Annotated in this window: 14 protein-coding genes and 1 pseudogene; 4 read left to right on the top strand and 11 right to left on the bottom strand. The window is 38.3% G+C overall.

Going from position 1 to position 20,332, the window contains the following annotated elements:
* The 3 genes from BCL90_RS00235 to BCL90_RS00225 all read left to right on the top strand — a co-directional run.
* Nucleotides 1-1,451, top strand: a 1,451-nt coding sequence (locus tag BCL90_RS00235) for an MBG domain-containing protein (RefSeq protein WP_147438308.1), incomplete at its 5' end; no start/stop codon positions are given.
* Nucleotides 1,452-1,464: 13 nt separating this feature from the next.
* Nucleotides 1,465-2,325, top strand: coding sequence for a PorP/SprF family type IX secretion system membrane protein (locus BCL90_RS00230; RefSeq protein ID WP_121281971.1), 861 nt, complete (start codon nt 1,465-1,467; stop codon nt 2,323-2,325).
* 623 nt (nt 2,326-2,948) lie between these two features.
* Nucleotides 2,949-5,501 (top strand): ATP-dependent Clp protease ATP-binding subunit, encoded by a 2,553-nt coding sequence (locus tag BCL90_RS00225; RefSeq protein WP_121281969.1) that lies wholly within the window; start codon nt 2,949-2,951, stop codon nt 5,499-5,501.
* A 191-nt stretch (nt 5,502-5,692) separates the two neighbouring features.
* On the opposite strand, the gene BCL90_RS00220 is transcribed toward BCL90_RS00225, so the two are convergent.
* The 6 genes from BCL90_RS00220 to BCL90_RS00195 form a co-directional block, all read right to left on the bottom strand.
* On the bottom strand, nt 5,693-6,565 hold the full coding sequence (locus tag BCL90_RS00220; protein ID WP_121281968.1) for an ATP-grasp domain-containing protein: 873 nt from the start codon (nt 6,563-6,565) through the stop codon (nt 5,693-5,695).
* Nucleotides 6,566-6,708: 143 nt separating this feature from the next.
* Complete coding sequence (locus BCL90_RS00215; protein ID WP_121281967.1) at nt 6,709-7,776, bottom strand: PA0069 family radical SAM protein; 1,068 nt, start codon at nt 7,774-7,776, stop codon at nt 6,709-6,711.
* Nucleotides 7,777-7,890: 114 nt separating this feature from the next.
* On the bottom strand, nt 7,891-9,129 hold the full coding sequence (locus tag BCL90_RS00210) for a carboxypeptidase-like regulatory domain-containing protein (RefSeq protein ID WP_121281966.1): 1,239 nt from the start codon (nt 9,127-9,129) through the stop codon (nt 7,891-7,893).
* Nucleotides 9,130-9,624: 495 nt separating this feature from the next.
* Complete coding sequence (locus tag BCL90_RS00205; protein ID WP_121281965.1) at nt 9,625-10,866, bottom strand: carboxypeptidase-like regulatory domain-containing protein; 1,242 nt, start codon at nt 10,864-10,866, stop codon at nt 9,625-9,627.
* A gap of 300 nt (nt 10,867-11,166) precedes the next feature.
* Nucleotides 11,167-12,819, bottom strand: a complete 1,653-nt coding sequence (recN, locus tag BCL90_RS00200) for a DNA repair protein RecN (protein ID WP_121281964.1) — start codon at nt 12,817-12,819, stop codon at nt 11,167-11,169.
* 99 nt (nt 12,820-12,918) lie between these two features.
* Complete coding sequence (locus BCL90_RS00195) at nt 12,919-15,018, bottom strand: M56 family metallopeptidase (RefSeq protein WP_121281963.1); 2,100 nt, start codon at nt 15,016-15,018, stop codon at nt 12,919-12,921.
* A 6-nt stretch (nt 15,019-15,024) separates the two neighbouring features.
* On the opposite strand from BCL90_RS00195, the pseudogene BCL90_RS26170 reads away from it, so the two are divergent.
* A pseudogene (locus BCL90_RS26170) lies at nt 15,025-15,108 on the top strand (hypothetical protein); the annotation flags it as partial.
* Nucleotides 15,109-15,113: 5 nt separating this feature from the next.
* On the opposite strand, the gene BCL90_RS00190 reads toward BCL90_RS26170, so the two are convergent.
* The 5 genes from BCL90_RS00190 to BCL90_RS00170 all read right to left on the bottom strand — a co-directional run bounded on the left by BCL90_RS00190 (nt 15,114) and on the right by BCL90_RS00170 (nt 19,347).
* The gene (locus BCL90_RS00190) at nt 15,114-15,485 is read right to left on the bottom strand and encodes a BlaI/MecI/CopY family transcriptional regulator (RefSeq protein ID WP_121281962.1); all 372 of its coding nucleotides are present in this window, start codon (nt 15,483-15,485) and stop codon (nt 15,114-15,116) included.
* 419 nt (nt 15,486-15,904) lie between these two features.
* A complete protein-coding gene (porD, locus tag BCL90_RS00185; protein WP_121281961.1) occupies nt 15,905-16,798 on the bottom strand; it encodes a type IX secretion system protein PorD in 894 nt (297 codons plus the stop codon).
* Nucleotides 16,795-17,991 carry a bifunctional phosphopantothenoylcysteine decarboxylase/phosphopantothenate--cysteine ligase CoaBC gene (gene coaBC, locus BCL90_RS00180; RefSeq protein WP_208529804.1) on the bottom strand — a complete coding sequence of 399 codons (1,197 nt, stop codon included), beginning with the start codon at nt 17,989-17,991 and terminating at the stop codon, nt 16,795-16,797. Before coaBC ends, porD begins: the two co-directional genes overlap by 4 nt.
* 78 nt (nt 17,992-18,069) lie before the next feature.
* Nucleotides 18,070-18,396 carry a DNA-directed RNA polymerase subunit omega gene (locus tag BCL90_RS00175; protein ID WP_025145617.1) on the bottom strand — a complete coding sequence of 109 codons (327 nt, stop codon included), beginning with the start codon at nt 18,394-18,396 and terminating at the stop codon, nt 18,070-18,072.
* A gap of 3 nt (nt 18,397-18,399) precedes the next feature.
* A complete protein-coding gene (locus BCL90_RS00170; RefSeq protein WP_121281960.1) occupies nt 18,400-19,347 on the bottom strand; it encodes an outer membrane protein assembly factor BamD in 948 nt (315 codons plus the stop codon).
* Nucleotides 19,348-20,332 lie beyond the last annotated feature (985 nt).

Below are 20,332 nucleotides of genomic sequence, written 5' to 3'. Positions count from 1 at the left end.
TAACCATCGGTGCGAAAACAATAACAGTAACGGCCGCAGCGAAAAGCAAAACTTATGGCGATGCAGATCCTGCACTGACTTATACCTCTGCACCTGCATTGGTAACAGGTGATAGCTTCAGCGGAAGTCTGACCAGATTACCTGGCGAAAATGTGGGTACATATGCCATCAACCAGGGTACGCTAGCTTTGAATAGCAATTATACCTTGACTTATGTTGGTGCTGATTTAACGATCGGTGCAAAAACGATCACGGTAACAGCAGCAGCTAAAAGCAAAACTTATGGCGATGCAGATCCTGCACTGACTTATAGCTCTGCACCTGCATTGGTAACAGGGGATAGCTTCAGCGGAAGCCTGACCAGGTTGCCTGGCGAAAACGTGGGTACCTATGCAATCAACCAGGGTACATTAGCCTTGAACAGCAATTATACCTTGACGTATGTTGGTGCTGATTTAACGATTGGTGCAAAAACGATCACGGTAACGGCCGCAGCGAAAAGCAAAACTTATGGCGATGCCGATCCTGCACTGACTTATACCGCTGCACCTGCATTGGTAACAGGTGATAGCTTCAGCGGAAGTCTGACCAGATCGCCTGGCGAAAATGTGGGTACGTATGCAATCAACCAAGGAACACTTGCTTTGAGCAGCAATTATACCTTGACTTATGTTGGTGCTAACCTGACCATTGCTAAATCTGTACTTACTATTACGGCAATCAATGCGGTAATGTGCCAGTCAGACGGTTTCCCAACATTTGGAGTAACTTATACTGGTTTTAAAGCAGGTGATACTGAAAGTTCATTGAGTACAAAACCAACTGTAAGCACTACTGCCAATAGAAATGTAGCAGGCAATTATGCACTGGTACCATCTGGTGGTGTGTCAAACAATTATAGTTTTGTATATGTAAACGGTACATTAACAATCAATGCAGTTCCATCGGTAAGTATTGTAAGCAGTAAAGGTACTGAAATCAGTAAGGGTGAAACAACGGTATTAACTGCCAATGGAGGCACAGCTTACAGCTGGTCTACGGCAAGTGGTATTGTCAGCGGACAGAATACCGCATCCCTAAGCGTTCGTCCGGCAGAAACTACAACGTATACGGTTCGGGTAACCAATGCGAGCGGTTGCAATAGTTCTAAATCGATCACCATTAAGGTAGCTGACGATTATAAATTGGTCGCGAATAATATCTTAACGCCAAATGGAGACGGTGTAAATGATACTTGGCTTGTACAGAACATTGATATGTATCCAAGTAACGAAGTTCGGATATTTGATCGCAATGGCAGGGAAATGTACAGTAAAAAATCATACGATAACAGCTGGAATGGAACTATCGGAGGAAATGACCTTGCGGAAGGAACTTATTATTACATCATTACTTATGGCCCAAATAAATTGGTTCAAAAGGGATTTATTACGATTATCAGAAACCGCTAAGAAAATGAAAAGGATGAAAACAACAATATTAATACTGGCTGCTCTTATCGGTGTTTCGAAGGTAAAAGCTCAGACTAATCCATTATTAAACCAATATTTTAACAATACTTACCTTGCTAACCCGGCCATGGCCGGATTAGCAGAAGGTGCAACAGCAGACCTGACCTTCCGTTCACAATGGAATAATATTCCCGGTGCCCCTATGGTACAAAACCTAAGTGCCACTTACGGATGGGAAAGAGTAGGGGTAGGATTAATCATGAATCTTGATAAAGCCGGCTTACAAAGGCAAACGAGAATTCTGGCAAGTTATGCCTATCATCTTCCGCTTAATGGATCTGCAAAATTACATTTTGGTTTGTCTGCAGGTTTTCTGAATCAGCGGGTGGATATGCAAGACCTTATAGGAAATCCAAATGATCCGCAGGTTGGCAATTATAATAACGACCATAAGACGTATTTCGATGGTGATTTTGGAGTTGGACTAACTTCAAAGTACTTTACTGCAGATGTTGCATTGGTGAACCTTAAAAATCATTTCAACAGAGACAACTTTAAACTAATTAATACTCCTGCTGTATATGCATCAGCAGGGTACAAAATTGATATTGGCGAAAGTCTGTTTCAACCTAAAGTAGCTTATCGTTCTTTTACGGGAATTGCTGATATTGTTGATATTGGTGGACAACTTGGAGTTGCCAATCAACAGTTGTTATTTACAGCCATGTATCATACCAGTAAGGCTGCAAGTTTTGGTGTTGGGTTGCATTATAAGAAAAAATACATGATCAATACCGCATACACAACACAAACTGGTAATTTAAGCGGTTACACAGCAGGGAACTTTGAGATTAACCTCGGGATCCATTGGTAACCTTAATAAATATCTAGAACGGATAACGCTGTTATGCTTTCTGCTTAAACAAAAATACTGATCATTATATTGGAGTAGACAGTATTTGAATATTGACATTAAATTGAATGGCCGCAGCATTTAACTGCGGCCATTTTAATTCTAATCAAAGCAGTTAGTTTAATAATGTTAAAAACAAAAACAACCTATTTACGGTTAAATTCGTATTAAGTTTATTTGATGTAGGAGTGGTTTGAGTTTGTGAATCTGATAAAATTATTAAATGATGTCATGTTCTTTTGTTTTTCTGTCAAAACTTGTAAATTGCCTAAGTAAAAAGATACAAATTGTCAGTTTTTGATGGCTAAAAAATCCTTACAATAAACCGACAATAAGATATCTGTAACCGGATGTTTTTGGCAAATGTCCCTTTAAAACCTTTAGAACACTTATTACGTAGATAGATATAAATAAATTAATATTTATCGAAACAATAATCTTACATTGAATTTTGGGTTCTCGGGCATTCAAAAGCCTCTTTATCCACCTACATGGCGCAATTGTTGATAAAATAAAGAAAACAGTACGTTCGTTTTTATAAAGTTATTTTATAGTTTAGGGACGTAGCTGTTAAGAAAGGTATTATGGAAGCAAAATTTTCACCACAGGTTAAAGATGTAATCTCTTTTAGTAGGGAGGAAGCGCTCCGCTTAGGGCACGATTACATCGGAACCGAGCATTTATTATTGGGCCTCATCCGCGAAGGCGATGGCATGGCTATAAAAATTTTACGATCGTTAGGGGTTGATACAAGCAAATTGCGCCGCTCAATTGAAGATGCCGTTCGCGGTACTTCGAGTGTTACAGTAAACTTAGGCAATATTCCGTTAACAAAACAGGCAGAAAAAGTTTTAAAAATTACTTACTTAGAAGCTAAAATATTTAAGAGCGATTTAATTGGTACCGAACATTTGCTGTTATCGGTTTTGAGAGATGATGATAATATCGCCTCACAAATCTTATTGCAATATGGCGTTACTTACGATGTTTTTAAACAGGAGGTAGAAGTGAACAAAAATGGTTTCAGAGATGATATCTCAAATAGTGCTTCTACAGGAGGCGATGATGATTATCGCGAAGAGGAAAGCTTTAGTACACCTAAAAAGGTTTCAGATATAAAATCTAAGACCCCTGTTCTGGATAATTTCGGTCGTGATTTAACAAAAGCAGCAGAAGAGGGTCGTTTAGACCCGATTGTAGGGCGCGAGAAAGAAATTGAACGTGTATCGCAGATTTTATCACGCAGGAAAAAGAACAATCCGATTTTAATTGGAGAGCCGGGTGTGGGTAAGTCGGCAATTGCAGAAGGCCTCGCCTTGCGCATTGTGCAACGCAAAGTTTCGCGTGTGCTTTTTGGCAAACGTGTAGTAACATTAGATTTGGCATCACTGGTAGCCGGTACAAAATACCGTGGCCAGTTCGAAGAGCGTATGAAAGCCGTGATGAACGAGCTTGAAAAATCTACTGATGTTATTTTATTTATTGATGAGATCCACACCATCGTTGGTGCTGGTGGTGCATCAGGTTCATTAGATGCATCGAATATGTTTAAACCTGCTTTGGCAAGGGGCGAAATTCAATGTATTGGTGCTACAACATTAGATGAATACCGTCAATACATTGAAAAAGATGGTGCTTTAGACCGTCGTTTCCAAAAAGTAATGGTTGAGCCTGCTACACCGGATGAAACTGTAGAGATTTTAACCCGAATTAAAGATAAGTATGAAGAACACCACGGTGTAACATATACTGATGAAGCGATTTTAGCTTGTGTTACTTTAACGTCGCGTTATATTTCAGATCGTTTCTTACCTGATAAAGCGATTGATGCTTTAGACGAAGCAGGTTCGCGTGTTCACTTAACCAACATTCACGTTCCGCAGAATATTATTGATATCGAAGCTAAAATTGAAGATATCAAATTAGAGAAGAACAAGGTTGTACGTAGCCAGAAATATGAAGAAGCTGCAAAACTGCGCGATACAGAGAAAAATTTAATTGAAGAATTAGATAAAGCTAAAGCGGAGTGGGAAGCGGAAACTAAAACTAAACGTTACGAAGTATCAGAAGATAATGTAGCCGAAGTGGTTTCGATGATGACTGGTATTCCGGTGCAACGTGTTGGACAAACAGACAGTGTAAAACTGTTGAACATGTACGATAAAGTGGCTGAGAAAATTATTGGTCAGGATGATGCGATCAAAAAATTAACCAAAGCGATCCAACGTACGAGAGCCGGATTAAAAGATCCTAAAAAACCAATCGGTTCATTTATTTTCTTAGGTCCAACTGGAGTAGGTAAAACCGAATTGGCAAAAGAATTAGCCCGTTTCATGTTCGATAGTGATGATTCACTGATCCAGATCGACATGAGTGAATACATGGAGAAATTTGCAGTATCACGTTTAGTGGGGGCGCCTCCGGGATACGTTGGTTATGAAGAAGGTGGGCAGTTAACTGAAAAAGTAAGAAGAAAGCCTTATGCCGTAATCTTACTGGATGAGATTGAAAAAGCTCACCCTGATGTATTCAATATCTTATTGCAGGTTCTGGATGAAGGACAATTAACCGATAGCTTAGGTCGTAAAGTTGATTTTAGAAATACAATCATCATCATGACCTCTAATATTGGTGCCCGTCAACTTAAAGATTTTGGTCAGGGTGTTGGTTTCTCTACTTCAGCAAAAACGAATCAGGCCGATTCTCACAGTCGTGGTGTAATCGAAAGTGCATTAAAACGTGCTTTTGCTCCTGAGTTCTTAAACCGTGTTGATGATGTAGTAGTATTCAATAGCCTGGGTAAAGATGAAATCTTTAGAATTATCGACATCGAGTTAAAAGCTTTATTCGGTCGTGTTCATACCCTTGGTTATGAAATTGCATTAACTGATAACGCTAAAGAATATATTGCTGATAAAGGTTTTGATAGTAATTTTGGTGCTCGTCCGTTAAAAAGAGCCATTCAAAAATATTTAGAAGATCCAATTGCTGAAGAGATCCTTAAAGGCGAACTGGCCGAAGGTGATGTTTTAGAAATTGATTACGATAAAACTACCGAACTGATTTCTATCAATCACAAAAAAGGCGAAAAGAAAAAAGAAGAGCCGAAACAAGAAGAAGATTCTTCGAGTAAATAAATAAGAAAACTCCCGATGAAAATCGGGAGTTTTTTTGTTTTAGATAATAATTAGTGATAACAAGCCAAAGGATCGTCATCTCGACTGGAGCACAGCGAAATGGAGAGATCTATTTATAGATTTTGCTGCGCAGAGCCTTCGGGTTCTCGGCTTCTTTTCACTTCGCTCGAAATGACGAAAAGCTTAAACCTTTACATCAAGTCCCGTAATGCCTGATAATATCGCTCGTAATTTTGAGGAGCGGTATTTAAAAACAGGAAAGGTTCTATCAGTTCTAACTCCATCAGTAAAAATTCGCCATTTACAAATGTGCCATCAACCCGGGCATACAGGCAATCTTTAGCAAATAACGTTACGTATTGCTGCGCGGTAGCAATAAGTTCTTCTCCAGGTCTTTGGGGATGCACAGATCCACCATGTGCAGGCTGTACCCTGAAATCTCCGGGTTTAGCCTTCTTGATTAAGGAATGACTATACAGACCATTAAAGAAAATAAACGACCATTCACCGCTTTCCAGAATTTCTGGCAGGAATGGCTGAATAATAAAATCTTCATTCTGAATAAGGAGATTTAATTTTTGATTAACCTCATTTACATTATCTGCAGTTACCTTAAATGTATTTTTTGCGCCGCCACTCACACAAGGTTTTACAATTAATTTATTGGTATTGAATTTCTCAAAAAAATATTCAAGATTTACGCTTTCTTGATTTTGAATGAAGAAACCAGGTGTAATTTTTAATCCGGCTGCTTCAATTTCCTGCAGATATTGTTTGTTTGCATTCCATCGAACAACATCAATAGGGTTAAGCAATTTTACCTTTTTTGCTTCCAGGTGATCAAGCCAATGGTAAAATTCTTCAATCAGGTCAAAATAATCCCATGGTGATTTTAAAATGGCAAGAGAATAATCTTCCCAGTTTATATTCCGATCATTCCAGATTACTTTTTCAATTTTTAGTCCTTTTTCTTTAAGGAAATTTAAGAGCTTATCATCCTCGCTTTCAACTGTAGCGCTATCATAAGCACCTTTATCAAGGTAGGTTACTAATGCAATGTTCATGACGTTAAAACTAAGTTTTATCAATGTGGAATACAAATCCAAGCTTCAAAGCGTCCCGATTACAAATTTCGACCAACTAATTTGAGATGGCCGTGGTGATAAAACCACGGCCACAGAGCGCCAGGGATTTTTCTTCCCAAATTTTAAAACAGACTCACCTGGTTACTTGGAATTTTGAATAAAGTATGGTCTAAAATGATATCCTTAACATTTAAGCCATTTAAACGGCAGTGCAGCCTGAAATTGTCCCTGATCATCTGAGAAATATTGCCGTCGCCACGCATTCGGTCGCCAAAACGGCTATCGTTTACATTACCGCCGTGGCAACTCTGAATCGAGTGCCATACTTTATCAAAACGGTCAGGAAAGTTTTTGCGCAGCCAATCTTCAAATATCTGGCCTATGGCTCCGTTTAACCGCACCACGGTATAACCCGCCTTAATGGCGCCAGCATTTGCCACTGCTTTTAGAATTTTCGGAATCTCATGGTCGCTTAAACCAGGAACAAGAGGGGCAACCATCACGCCCATAGGAATTCCATCTTTACTCAATTCTTCTACCACCTTCAACCGTTGTTTGGCCGTTGTAGTACGTGGTTCCATTACTTGCCTTAAATCCTCATTTAAACTATTAATGGAAACATAAACCATGCAGAGATTCAGCTTCGCCATTTCCTGTAAAATATCCCGATCACGCAGGATAAGCGAGTTTTTGGTAATCATACCTATCGGTTGCTTATAGGCCAATGCAATTTCGAGCAACTGCCTGGTGAGTTTAAACTTTCTTTCGGCAGGCTGGTAGCAATCGGTATTGCCAGAAAGAGAAATGGTAGTGGCATCCCAGCCTTTTTTCTCCAGAAATTTTTTAAACAGTACCGGAGCATCTTTTTTGACGATTATTTTCCGTTCAAACTCTATTCCGGCACTATAACCCCAGTATTGGTGAGAGTTGCGTGCATAACAATAAGTACAGCCATGTTCGCAGCCCTGATAGGGATTAAGCGAATAGGCCATGCCCACATCCGGACTATCAACTTTGTTTACGATGGTTTTCGAGTTTTCAAAAATAAAGGATGTTTTGCGGTCGCTTTCTTCCCAATCATCTATTCCCTCTTCGTGTTCCTTTACATAAACATCCTTTAAAAATTTGTTATGTGGATTAACCTGAGCCCCCCGACCTTTAAAATACTGTTTTTCTTCATCGCTAATCATAGATTAAAATTACTAATATTTTTAGTAATTTTAATGATCAATAATGGTTACTTTTCAACAATTTTAGTTTTAGATCCCATCATACATCTTACATTTTCCATCTCACATCATCCATCATTCCTTCTTCGGAAGCGGTACATAATCCATGGGCACCATATCGGCAACTTTTTCGTAAGCCCAATAACCTTCGAAAAGTAAAGATCGCGAATCATAAATGCCACCATTTTCGTAAAAGCGGACACCCTCACCAGTTAAATTGGCAACGGAGATTTCATTTTCGGGAACATCTAAAGGCCTGAAAATCCAAAAACCGGTTTTAGAGTAAGCCATGGATTCTTTTTCTTTGGTGTACTGGATAAGGAGTGCGTCAGTATAACTAAGATATTTTAAATTCTTGTTAAAATAGTGAACTAAGGTATCGGTAAGTACCTCTGCTCTCGAAAATTTGTCAATGGTTTTCGGCTTCTCCTGTTGCTTGGTCCAAAAGGCGAGCAGTGCGGTATCTATTTTACCTTTGTTCTGTCTGATGCCTGTTTTCTCGGGTAAGGCCTTAATCTTTTCTATATTGGTATTGATAATGTATTGTGGATAACGGTTAGGGTTAGGGATTTTGATCATTTTATTAATGATAAAACCTTCTTCCTTTGTTTTATTGGCATAAAGCGAACGGAAAAAATGTTGCGAAGAACCATAGTAGGCCACTTCGCGGGCGGCAATATATTTTTTCTTTTTAGCTGCCGAAGCTTTTAACTCTTCAAAAAACGGGTGACCAGAATAATAAATAATATGGGTTCGGGAATTATATTCGAAATGATCGAGCATGTATTTGAGTCGGTAGCCCAAAGCTTTATTTTCTACCACCAAAAATTCGGTTGTAGAAACGGTGAGCGTACTTTTGGTTACATCATAATCTACATTTAAAACCTGCGGATTTAAGATTTTGCATTGAGTTGCATTGGGCGTTTTGCCGATAAAAAATTCTTTAAACTGATTAATATATTTCTGGCGGTTAGGGTCGGCCCTAATCACCACTTCATCAAGCTGGGCAACATTTTCTTTTAAAACAAGTTCTACCTGGACCGATTTATCGGAGATGATTACACTTTTAGAATAGGGGAGGTAACCAACAAGTTGAACAAGCAGATCATAACTGCCCGGCTTTAGGTTTGAAAGTTTAAATCTTCCGTCGTTATCAGCAACTGTAGCAATTTTATATCCACTTAAGTAGATACTTGCACCGGGCAATCCATCTTTTTGATCCCTAACCAAACCACTTATTGAGAAGGTGTTTTGAGCAATGGCATTAGTACCCAGGATAATCAGCGTAAGGGCTACTAAAAGGCTTTTAATCATGGAGACGAATGTAACCAAAAGGCGTAATATTTGTTAAAAACGAAAAATATTTTTAACAAATTTAACATTTGATGGTGATCGTTAATAGGTGTTGTCATCCTGAGCGCAGAGAAGGATCTTTAAAAAGATAATTTGTTAATAAGACTGATTTACAACAAGAGTCGTTTTCTATTTGAAAACTAAAGCTCCGTTTTCCATGGCTACAGCAGTCCCGCCATCGCTTGTAGTCCTCGTTACGTTGCACTTCACTTTGGGCTACCCGCTCTGTCAGGTTTATTTAACAGTGGTAGGTACTGCATAGTTCTAAAACCCTAATAGTATTACCAGCCTTGCGAGCTAAACCCGACCGCAGAGGAAAACCCACAGCCCGAAGCATGAGGGCGAGGATTTGCAACGAAGGGCGGGACTGTTGAAACCGAAGAACACTGCATTTGCTTTTCAAAAAGGAAAAAATGGTGTCTGGTATTATCCTCCCTTATTGTGTTAAGGATATTTCTACTTTTTTCCCTCTAAACCAGCCGGTGGCAAATAATCCATCGGCACGCTATCGGCAATTTTTTCCCAGGCCCAATAGCCAGCATAGAGCATCGACCGCGGATTATATATGCCTCCATTCTCATAAAAATATACAGGTTTTACTTGTAAGGCAATAGTTGATATCTGATAGTTGGGCATATCTAAAGGCCTGCTGATAGACAAGCCTATTCTATTTGCAAATAATGGGTCTTCCTTTTCTTTAGTATAAATGATGTATAGTTTATCAGTAAAGTTGATGTTTTTGATACGCTGGTTTGTTATGTGTACCAGGGTATCTTCCTTAATAGGGCTTCGACTTAAAATGGAAATGCCATCGGGAAGGTTTTTCTTTCTGATCCAGTAGCTGAGCGAATCTCCATGATTGATGGTTATCGTTTTACGTAATAAACCTTCCTGGAATTTTGTTAAACGTTTAATATTCGCCGTTATGGTACTATCTGAAGGTTTGTCTGGATTTGGTTGGGTAATTAATTTATTAATGATAAAGCCTTCTTCAGTTGCCTTGCCACTATAAATTGATTTAAAAAAGTGCTGTGAAGAACCCAAATAAGCAGTAATCCGTTTTTGATCCCAAATTTTCTTCCGTCGTGCCGATCCTTTTAAATCTTCGTAATAGGGAAAACCTTCATAATAAATGATCCTGGTTTTGCTATCATATTCAAAATTATTCAGGAGGTATTTAATGCGGTATCCAAGCGCCTTGTTTTCTACAATCAAAAATTCAGTAGTTTTTACCGTAAGTTTATGCTCCTCTTTATAGTAATCAATAATTAATACGTTAGGATTGATGAGCCTGCATTGTGCTGCATTGGGGGTGGCGCCAAGAAAATACTCTTTAAACATGGCAATATAATGTGTTCTGTTTGGATCTGGTTTGATAGTTACTTCTGCCAATTGGGTTATACTTTCTCCCAGGGTAAAATCTAATTTTACAGCTTTATCAGCAATCACTACATTTTTATTTAACGCTTTGTAGCCAATTAATTGCACTAAAATGTCGTAGTTTCCAGGTTTTAAGAAAAGGGCATATTTGCCTTCATTATCTGTTACTGTAGCAATTTTATAACTGCTTACATATACACCAGCCCCAGGTAAGGGTTCTCCGTGTTTATCTTTAACCATACCCGAAAGGACATAACTTTGTTGAGCAAGACAAAAGTTACTAATAAATAATAGAAATATAAGTAATAAGGATTTCATTGCACAAATATAAACTAATTTATTAGTTTATATTTGTGCAATGATGTAAAATTATTAGTGCTTTTCTTAGTGGAGGCTGTCTCATAAATATAGAATTGTCATCCTGAGCTTGTCGAAGAACCTGTTTTAAGTGTCTTACAAGGCGTTTAGACAGGCTCAACGTGACAAATTCAAAGTGAGTTGCAATTTATGATACAGCCTCTTATCGCCATGGTCTGTGTCCTCACAGACCACTATTTAGATTTTATTTGAATATGAAAAAGGTCTGTTAGGACACAGACCGCGGATTAGTAAAATAAATTAAGCCAATAATTCTTTCGCATTTTCGATGGCCGATGCCCCTGGGTTTTTTCCGCTTAACATTTCGGCAATTACACCAATGCGTTCTTCTTGTTTAAGCTTGCGGATTCCGGTAGTGGTTTTGCCTTTATCCTCATTTTTGTGAACAAAGTAATGCGATATGCCTTTGGCTGCAATTTGTGGTAAGTGTGTAATCGAAATTACCTGCATGTTCTGCCCTAAATCGGAAATTACTTCTCCAACTTTTAAAGCAGTTTCTCCTGAAATCCCGGTATCTATCTCATCAAAAATAATGGTTGGTAAGGATGTATGTTTCGCCAATAAAGCTTTTATGGCCAGCATCAAACGTGATAACTCACCACCTGATGCCACTTTATTTACCGGCGCAGGGGCCTGACCTGCATTTGCTGTAAAAAGCAGGTTGATTTCGTCCAGTCCGTCTTTATTCAGTTCTGATAAGATTTTTTGATCCAGAACCAATTTGGCATTTAGCATACCCACTTTTTTTAATGTGGTGCCGGTTTGCTCTTCTACCACCTTAATTGCTTTTTTACGGTTGGCACTTAACTGGTCGGCCTGTTTGTGTAGTGCCTTTTTGAGTTGGTCGATTTCTTTCTGAAGTTTTTCAATATGCTCATCAGAAGATAAGAGTTTGTTCAGGTTTTCTTCCAGTTGTTTTTGAAGTGCTAAGAGTTCTGTATTATTGGCTAACCTGTGTTTTTGTTGAAGTGAATAAAACAGATCTAACCTTTGGTTTACAATTTCTAAGCGATCGGCACTATGTAAAGTATTTTCTTCTATTGCAGAAACCTCATCGGCGATGTCTTTTATTTCAATGATCGATGAGCGCAAACGTTCGTATAATACATTAATTGCCGGATCAAATTTTTCTATGCCCTGTAACTGTAACGAAGCCTCTTTTAAAATCTGAAGGGCAGAAGGTTCGCTTTCGTTAATTAATCCTGAAGCGGTAAGTAACGCCCGTTTAATGGTTTCGGCATGTGTTAAGCGCTCCAGTTCTTGTTCCAGTTCTTCCTGTTCGCCTTCCTGTAATTTTGCCTGTTCGAGTTCGTTAAACAAAAACTGTTCATAATCCTGTTTATTACGGGCTTCGTCGGCTTCAGCTATCAGTTTCTTTAACAGGCTGGTATCTTGCTTAAGCTTTTTAAATCCTCGGCGGTAGTCGAATAATAATGATTTATGGTTTGCCAGTGCATCTACAATCAAAAGTTGAAAATCGGCATCGTTAATTTCTTGTGTAGCATGCTGGGAATGGATATCAATCAGTTTTTCACCGATCTGTTTTAGGATGGATAAATTAACAGGTGTATCGTTAATGAACGACCTTGTTTTACCATCTATTGATATTTCTCTCCTTAATATGCTTTCTTTTGAAAAATCGAGATCATTTTCTTCAAAAAGTCCTTTCAGATTTTCATCTGCCAATGCAAAATTTCCTTCAATAACACATTTTTTATCCTGGTTAAAAAAGTACTTGCTTTCTGCCCGCTGGCCTAAAATTAGCGACAATGCCCCTAAAATGATGGATTTCCCAGCACCTGTTTCACCTGTGATGATATTTAAGCCTTTATCAAATTCGATATCAAGACTATCAATTAATGCGTAATTACGGATAGAAAGTTTTTGTAGCATGCTAAGCAAAAATATTAAAATTTATTCAACAGCTGAATACAAAACAAAAACAGCGAAGAATAATCTTCGCTGTTCATGATCTGTTTGGTTTATCTGGTGTTATTTTATAGAAATATTAATTACCTTATCGTCAGCAATTTTTAAGTTGGATGTCTGAAGATAACTTTTTATTGCCAATTGATTGGCATTGGTAAAATCTGATTTTTTATATGTTAATACAGCAGTTATTGTGTTCAATGCTTTAACCGCACCTGTAAAATCCTGATTCTTGTATAACATAACAGAAGGAATTACCTGTGAGCTTTTGTTGCCGTTTTCAACTTTTTCTTTTTTCTCCATTTTCTCTTTCAGCTCCTTTACTTCACTGTCGAACTTTTCTTTCAGCTTTTTATATTCTTCAGTCTGTCTTACTTTGTTGTTGGTGTTATGGTTGTCGTTATAAAAGAATAGGGTACCATCCGGGCTGGTAAGTGAGTTTCTATTTCCTTTAAATGTAGAGTCAGCCTGCAATCTTGATAATCCTGATAAGCGTACCATATCTCCTGACTTTAAAGCAAGCGTTTTGATATTATCTATCTGTGCTCTAAATTCTGGCGTATTCATTTTAGCAGCCATATCTTCACCCATTTTTCTCCATTTTGCTTGCGCTTCCGGCGAACCGAATTCTTTAGCCATATCTTCACTCATTTTTTTCCATTTAGCCTGGGCCTCCGGAGAATTCATTTTCTTTTGCATCTCTTCTCCGAATTTTTTCCACTTAGCTTGTGCCTCTGGTGAGTTATATTGTTTGGCAACATCTTCTCCGAATTTTTTCCACTTAGCTTGTGCTTCTGGTGAGTTATATTGTTTGGCAATATCTTCTCCGAATTTTTTCCATTTAGCCTGTGCTTCTGGTGAGTTATATTCTTTCTGTATTTTTGCCAGCAATAGCGAATCGCTGAATTTGAATTTAAAATTACTATCGTTATGTAACCTGTAGATGTTTTTTCCTGCAAAAAGTTCGTCCCTGTAAAAATCTTTTCTTAGGCTATCAGGCATTTCGTTAAGAGAGTTGTACTCTTTTTTATTGCCATTTGCATCAATGGTAACAATTTTGATTTTACGTTTTTTGGTGGTATCAGTGCAAACAATAGTTTTCACATTATCGTGGTTAATCACACTTAAAACCTCAATTTTAGGCGCTTTTTTATTCTCTTTTTTCTTTTCCGTTGGATTGATCCAGGCAATGGAAAACAAGCACGCTACCCCTAACGTTAGGGCTGCCATTTGTTGTTTGGCGTTTAAATAATTTGTTTTCATGTTGGTTATTCTTTTTATGCGTTGATATAAATTCTGGGTTTTACCTGTTGCGGCCAGTGCATAAGCCGGACTGTTTTTGTCTTTTAACAGTTCTAGTTTAAGTAGTGCATGGGCATAATTCAATGGTTTTCCGGTAATTTTTAATACCAGATCATCGCAGGCATGCTCACGCTCAATGTGTATAAACCTACCCGCCATCCATACAAATGGATTATAGAATAATAATGTTTCTATGGCTGTTTTAATGAGGTTCAATAGGAAATCGTTTCTTCTGATATGCGATAACTCATGGATTAATATCGCTTCTACCTGATCGTTGTCTAATTGGTTTACCAACGCCAACGGAAATAATACCACAGGTTTTAAATAACCGATTACCAAGGGTACGTTAACAATAGAAGAGATGTGGAACCGGATAACTTTATTGATTTTTAGTTGGGCTGTTACTTGCTCGAAAATAGTTTTCCAACTGTCCGGAATAGCACTTAAACTTTCTTTTTTCAATTTTGAAAGCTGACCATAGCCTTTAATAATAACAAATAACTGAAGCACGATGCCAATAGCATAAAATATGGCTACAACAGGGAAATATTGCTCTGCCTTGCTGCTAAAACTTGGTGGCAGGTTGTTGAAATATTGGTAAACCTGAATATTTTGAGGGTTGATTGCAGGGGCATGATCATTTATATTCAATGTTAACTGGTGAATGATATTATAGCTAAAGCCAATAAACATTAAAATGATGGAACCAAAAGCAAAGTTGTGCTTATGTTTTGACGCCAGCTTCGGAATGCTTAACATGACGATAAATAGAATGCCATAAATAATGGCGCTTTGCCAAAGTGAGTTTAAAATACTCCAGCCAAATGCTTTGATGAACTGTTGTAATAAAGTTTCCATAACGGTGGTTTTAATTTTTTATACGGGGACAATCCGAAAATTTTACTGTTTATTAGGGATCTAAACCCTACACCTTTCAACCTTCAATAATAGCCTTACTTCAGGCTATCTAAATATTTTTTTATTTCGTCAATTTCTTCTGCACTTGCACTGTGGTTACCCAAAGCCTGCATCACCAACCTCGCCGCCGATCCGTTAAATACATTATCAATCATTTTGTTTACCAATTGTTTTTCAGTTTTATCCTGACTAACAAGGGCTTTATAGATATGTGTTTTTTGGTTGGTATCTCTTTCTACCATTCCTTTCTCGTGCAGAATCTGCATCAGTTTTAAAGTAGTGGTATACCCTGAGTCTTTTTTATTCAATGCCTCATGAACTTCTCTTACCGTTGCATTCCCCTTTTGCCAAAGCACCTGGAGGATTTCCATTTCACCTTCTGTTGGTTTGATGTTATGATTAGTCATATGTTACAAGTTGTACGAATTATTTCGTATTCAAATGTACGAAGATATTCGTAATATCAAAATATTTTAACAAATTTTTAATTTATCGGTTAATTATTGAAACTGGTTAATTGCTTAACTATGATATTAGAATACTGGATAGGGGAAATGTTGCGTACAATCAGGCTTTAGAAAGGGAAAACCTACCCATGAAAAACTGACTTCGGCCTGTGTTTAAGGCCTGCAGGCGTATGAACGAAAGCAGGACTGACTTCAAATGAAATGCGGAAATTGCTTTTCTAAAATTAATCACGACAAATAGAGAAACTACTTAATCGAATAGTCCGAGGCCGGCGGTCCGGAGTCCGAAGTAGTTTAGCCGAGACAATAATCACCTCCTAAGCAATCAACCATGAGCTATCAAACTATTGACCAATGAACTAATTTTTCTTCAGTCCCTCGTACTTACCAATATTTGCAGGATCGATTTCTGCCAGCATATTATAGGCTTTCATGCGCTCTTGTCCGTTTAATTTAGAAAGTACATTGGTTACTTCTTCGGCCTTAGATGCAAAGTAAACATTTGGGAAAATAGAACCTAGTTTCTGCTTATCCATTTGTTGCAGTGCAGGTAGTGCGGCAACAATCTGCGTTAAGCCTTTATCATTATCGGTCAGTTGGTCCAGGCCACTTAAATGATAACTGTAAATGAAATTGCGGAGCTCGGCAAAAATGGGGTTTAAAACATTTTCGTTGAACCAAAAGCGGTTACGTAAGCCATCGGCTGCTCTCCAGCCGGTATTACCAGAAGCCTGCGCAAGGTTAATAATATTCTGTGCTTTTTTGTAAAAAGGTGTTCCACCCATTTTGCTAAAACTATCTTTATCCATACCGATGATGGTGTAAGCATAATAGGTAAGGAGGGCACTGATATTGGAAATGTAATTTTGATCAGAGAAGTCGATTGTAGCGCCATCGTTGAAATTAAAATCGAAATTCTTATCACTCATATTTAATAAAGTGCTATTGTAAGAGCTGTTAAAAACCGGACGACTGCTTTGAATCTGCGCTTCGGCAGTATAGCCAGAGCCGCCATCCCAAGAATTGATGGTGATGATAAAACTACAGTCTATACGTTCCTGTGGCTTATAACTTTCGTTACTGAATTTGTTGTTGTTTAGAAAATCGCGGATTGTTTTTTGCAAAGCATCTAAAGTTGGTTTGCTAATGTTCGAAACCTGGGGAGCCAGCAAAGTTACCCTGGCATTTAACTCCTGCGCCTGTAGCTTCCCAAAACCAACCAATACCAATATCCAGACAATCTTTTTTATCATTTTGCAATTTTTAAAATGGCAGTACAAATATCTTTGGCAACTTCTGTTTTCGATTTCATATCAAAAACAGTCCGTTCTAAAGCTTTGTTAAAAATAGTAATTTTATTGGTATCTGATTTAAAACCTGCGCCCTTATCATTCAAAGAATTTAGAACAACCAGGTCAAGATTTTTCTTCTCGAGTTTGCCTTTTGCATAATTCTCTTCATCATTCGTTTCTAAGGCAAAACCAACCAAAATCTGGTGTGTTTTTTTCGCCACACCTAAAGAGGCGAGTATATCCGTTGTTTTTTCCAGTTCCAGAACCAATCCGCTATCCCGTTTTTTAATTTTTTGGGTGGCAACCTGCTTAGGGCGATAATCTGCCACAGCGGCACACATTACCGTGATATCGCTTTCAGGGAAAACTGAAGTACAGGCATCGAACATTTCCCGGGCACTCACCACATCAATTCTTTTTAAACGTTGTGCAGCTTTTTGTGCGGTTGGTCCGGCAATTAAGGTAACCTCAGCACCCAGTTTAGCCAACTCATCAGCAATGGCGAAGCCCATCTTCCCTGAGGAATGGTTACCTATAAAACGTACCGGATCTATAGCCTCATAAGTAGGACCGGCGGTAACCATTACCTTTTTGCCATATAGCGGCATAGATTTTTTAATGGCATTATCCAGGAAAGAAACAATTTCTTCAGGTTCAGCCATTCGGCCTTCACCCCAAAGTCCGCTTGCCAGTTCGCCATTGGCAGGGGCAATAACGGTATTCCCAAAGCCAATAACACGTTTAATATTATTTTGGGTAGTTTCGTGTTTCCACATATCCAGATCCATAGCCGGGACTACATACACCGGACATTTAGCCGAAAGATAAACAGCTGTTAGTAAATTATCGCAGATTCCCGTTGCTAGTTTGGCTAAGGTATTAGCACTTATCGGAGCAATTATAATGAGATCGGCCCATAGGCCTAATTCAACGTGATTACTCCATACGCCTGTTTCTTCTTCGAAATATTGCGTATAAACCGGGTTTTTAGAAAGCGTAGCAAGGGTAAGTGGTGTAATGAAATTAGCACCATCAGGGGTAAGAATAACCTTTACGTTTGCGCCAGCTTTTACAAGCAGCCGAACCAAAAATGCCGACTTATATGCTGCGATGCTACCGCAAACGCCAAGGATTATATTTTTATTTTTTAGCATAATGCGCAGAGTACATAAGGCATGGAGCATAGAGCGTAGTGCTAAACGCTTTGCCCTAAACGCTATGCGCTATGCGAGTTACTTTTGTTCTTTAGCAGGATTTCTGTGATAAATTTTCTCGTTCAAAAATTCATCAATAGCAACCAAAACAGGCTTTGGCATACGCTCGTAGTGCTTGCTGATTTCAATCTGCTCGCGGTTTTCGAAAATTTCTTCCAAATTATCGTTGCTGGAAGCAAATTCTGCCAATTTACCGTGTAACTCTTCTTTAACGTTGTTCGAGATCTGATTTGCTCTTTTAGCAATTACCACTAATGATTCGTATAAGTTATCAGTAGTTTTATCTAAATCGTGTACGTTTCTGGTTACTGTAGTATTTGGTACAGCAGGTTTGTTAGTATTCATCTATTACTTGTTTTTAATATTCGTATTATCTGCATTAGTTGGTTTTGCAGAAACGGTATCTTTCAATTTACCGGTTCTGATCAGCATCTGCTTGTATTTTTCCTGATCGGCAGCATATAAGGCCAATTCTTGTTTGGTAGCCACAATCCCTGCTTCAACATCACCCTTAACCGCTTTTGCATCTTTAGCAAATTTACTATCCGGGTGGTTTTCAGTAAATTCCGTATATAAAGCAAGCGCCTCATTATATCGGTCTTCCTGGCGGATCACATAACTGTTTTTAGCGTATAGATACTGCGCTTTAATCATCAAAAAGTCCATTTCCTCAGCATACTTAATATCCGGGTAATCCCTTTGCGCATTTTTTAAAGCAATAACAGCCGCTCTGTAATTATCTACATTACTAGGCCCTGTAGTTAAATACATTTTAGCATTTTCAAATGCTTTATCCTCTAACTTGCCCCTTAGTACAGCAATATATTTGCCTGCAGCTGCAGCACGATCGCTGGTAGGGTATAAGTTGATAAATAATTGTAGCGCATCAATGGCTTTATAAGTGTTTTCCTGATCTAAAGAGAAACTTGGAGATTCTAAATAATAGCAATAAGCACCCATGTATCTTGCTTCTTCTGCATTTTTACTTGCCGGGTAGGTATCTGCAAAACTTTTAAACTGGTATCTTGCAGTGGTGTAATCACTTAATCTATATAAGGTATAAGCATAATAATAGTTCAGGTCCTCAGCTTCTGCACGGCCACGATATTTTTGAGAAAGATCCTCAAAAAGAACTAATGCTTTACTGTAATCGCGTTTATTATACAAACGAAGTGCCTCCTGGTATTTTTTTGCAACGTCATTGCTCGCTCTCAATTTCTCGAAACGACTTTTACAACCCGCAATACCCAAAGCGGCAATAAATACTAAAATAATTAAGTGTTTAACTTTAAACATTCTGCAAAGATAATTAATAATACGATAACATCAATAAAAACAATTCGCCGCTAAGCTATGCAAAGCAATTCAGTAGAACATAACAGTTAACAATTTTTAACATATATATAAGGTTAACTTATATACTATATAGTATGCAGTCTTTTTTTTTGCAAAGCAGTTGTTGTGCTCCTATATAGGCGTGTCCCCGCTTTCCGTTTGTAGTGCCGGCGTGAAGCCGGCAGCTACCACTTCAATCGGGTTTAGGTGGCGGAGGGCAGGAGTAACTTACGAAGTTTTTAATGGCAGGGTGCAGGGAACTTCGTAAGTTTTTTAGGTCAAACCACGCAGGTTTTTAAAACCTGCGTGGTTTGTAAGGAGGTGTAAACATTCAATTCTTGAAAAAGTTTTGTCTGAGGCGAATTTTTTCTTGCTGTAAACCATTAACTTACGTCAATCCCTGCAGGATTTGACAAATTTCCTTTGCGGAAGCGATAAAAAATCCTACTTTTGCATCCCGCTTCGGAGGAAGGGGTTTTGATTAAAGGATGGCAGAGAGATGAGTAGAGCGGGATTTATTTTAAAATAAATATTGCGAAAGAGAAAAAGATTGCTACCTTTGCAGCCCGGTTCGGAAGAGCGGAAAGCCAGTTAAGCCTGGCATATTGAAATAAGGGTAAAGAGAAAATAAGGCTTTAAAAAATAAAATTTATTTTATTTGGAAGTTTAAAAAAGTTCCTTACCTTTGCACTCCCAACCGAAAGGAAGGGTAAAAAAATCGGAACGGCGGATGTCGGAAAGATAGAAAAAAAGATTGAAGCTAAACAGAAACACGGAGAGACGAACAAGACTTTTCCGAACTGAAGTTTAACGATATATAAATGATCGGCCGTGAGGTTTACCAGATCAATAAGTTCTTAAAAGAGATGTCAATGTAGCGTAGCGAGGTAATGGAGTACTGATCAAAGTACATGATTACGTAGCTTTATTTTAAAGGTGGTGTCTA

Origin of the sequence: Pedobacter alluvionis, assembly GCF_003664035.1 — a bacterium.
Classification (GTDB): domain Bacteria; phylum Bacteroidota; class Bacteroidia; order Sphingobacteriales; family Sphingobacteriaceae; genus Pedobacter; species Pedobacter alluvionis.
The sequence above is the reverse complement of the archived record's forward strand: the minus strand, read 5'-3'. Positions and strand labels throughout refer to the sequence as shown.

Coding starts and splice junctions, on each gene's coding strand:
- BCL90_RS00230 (WP_121281971.1), top strand. CDS start 1,465: ATGAAAACAACAATATTAATACTGGCTGCTCTTATCGGTGTTTCGAAG.
- BCL90_RS00225 (WP_121281969.1), top strand. CDS start 2,949: ATGGAAGCAAAATTTTCACCACAGGTTAAAGATGTAATCTCTTTTAGT.
- BCL90_RS00220 (WP_121281968.1), bottom strand. CDS start 6,565: ATGAACATTGCATTAGTAACCTACCTTGATAAAGGTGCTTATGATAGC.
- BCL90_RS00215 (WP_121281967.1), bottom strand. CDS start 7,776: ATGATTAGCGATGAAGAAAAACAGTATTTTAAAGGTCGGGGGGCTCAG.
- BCL90_RS00210 (WP_121281966.1), bottom strand. CDS start 9,129: ATGATTAAAAGCCTTTTAGTAGCCCTTACGCTGATTATCCTGGGTACT.
- BCL90_RS00205 (WP_121281965.1), bottom strand. CDS start 10,866: ATGAAATCCTTATTACTTATATTTCTATTATTTATTAGTAACTTTTGT.
- recN (WP_121281964.1), bottom strand. CDS start 12,819: ATGCTACAAAAACTTTCTATCCGTAATTACGCATTAATTGATAGTCTT.
- BCL90_RS00195 (WP_121281963.1), bottom strand. CDS start 15,018: ATGGAAACTTTATTACAACAGTTCATCAAAGCATTTGGCTGGAGTATT.
- BCL90_RS00190 (WP_121281962.1), bottom strand. CDS start 15,485: ATGACTAATCATAACATCAAACCAACAGAAGGTGAAATGGAAATCCTC.
- porD (WP_121281961.1), bottom strand. CDS start 16,798: ATGATAAAAAAGATTGTCTGGATATTGGTATTGGTTGGTTTTGGGAAG.
- coaBC (WP_208529804.1), bottom strand. CDS start 17,991: ATGCTAAAAAATAAAAATATAATCCTTGGCGTTTGCGGTAGCATCGCA.
- BCL90_RS00175 (WP_025145617.1), bottom strand. CDS start 18,396: ATGAATACTAACAAACCTGCTGTACCAAATACTACAGTAACCAGAAAC.
- BCL90_RS00170 (WP_121281960.1), bottom strand. CDS start 19,347: ATGTTTAAAGTTAAACACTTAATTATTTTAGTATTTATTGCCGCTTTG.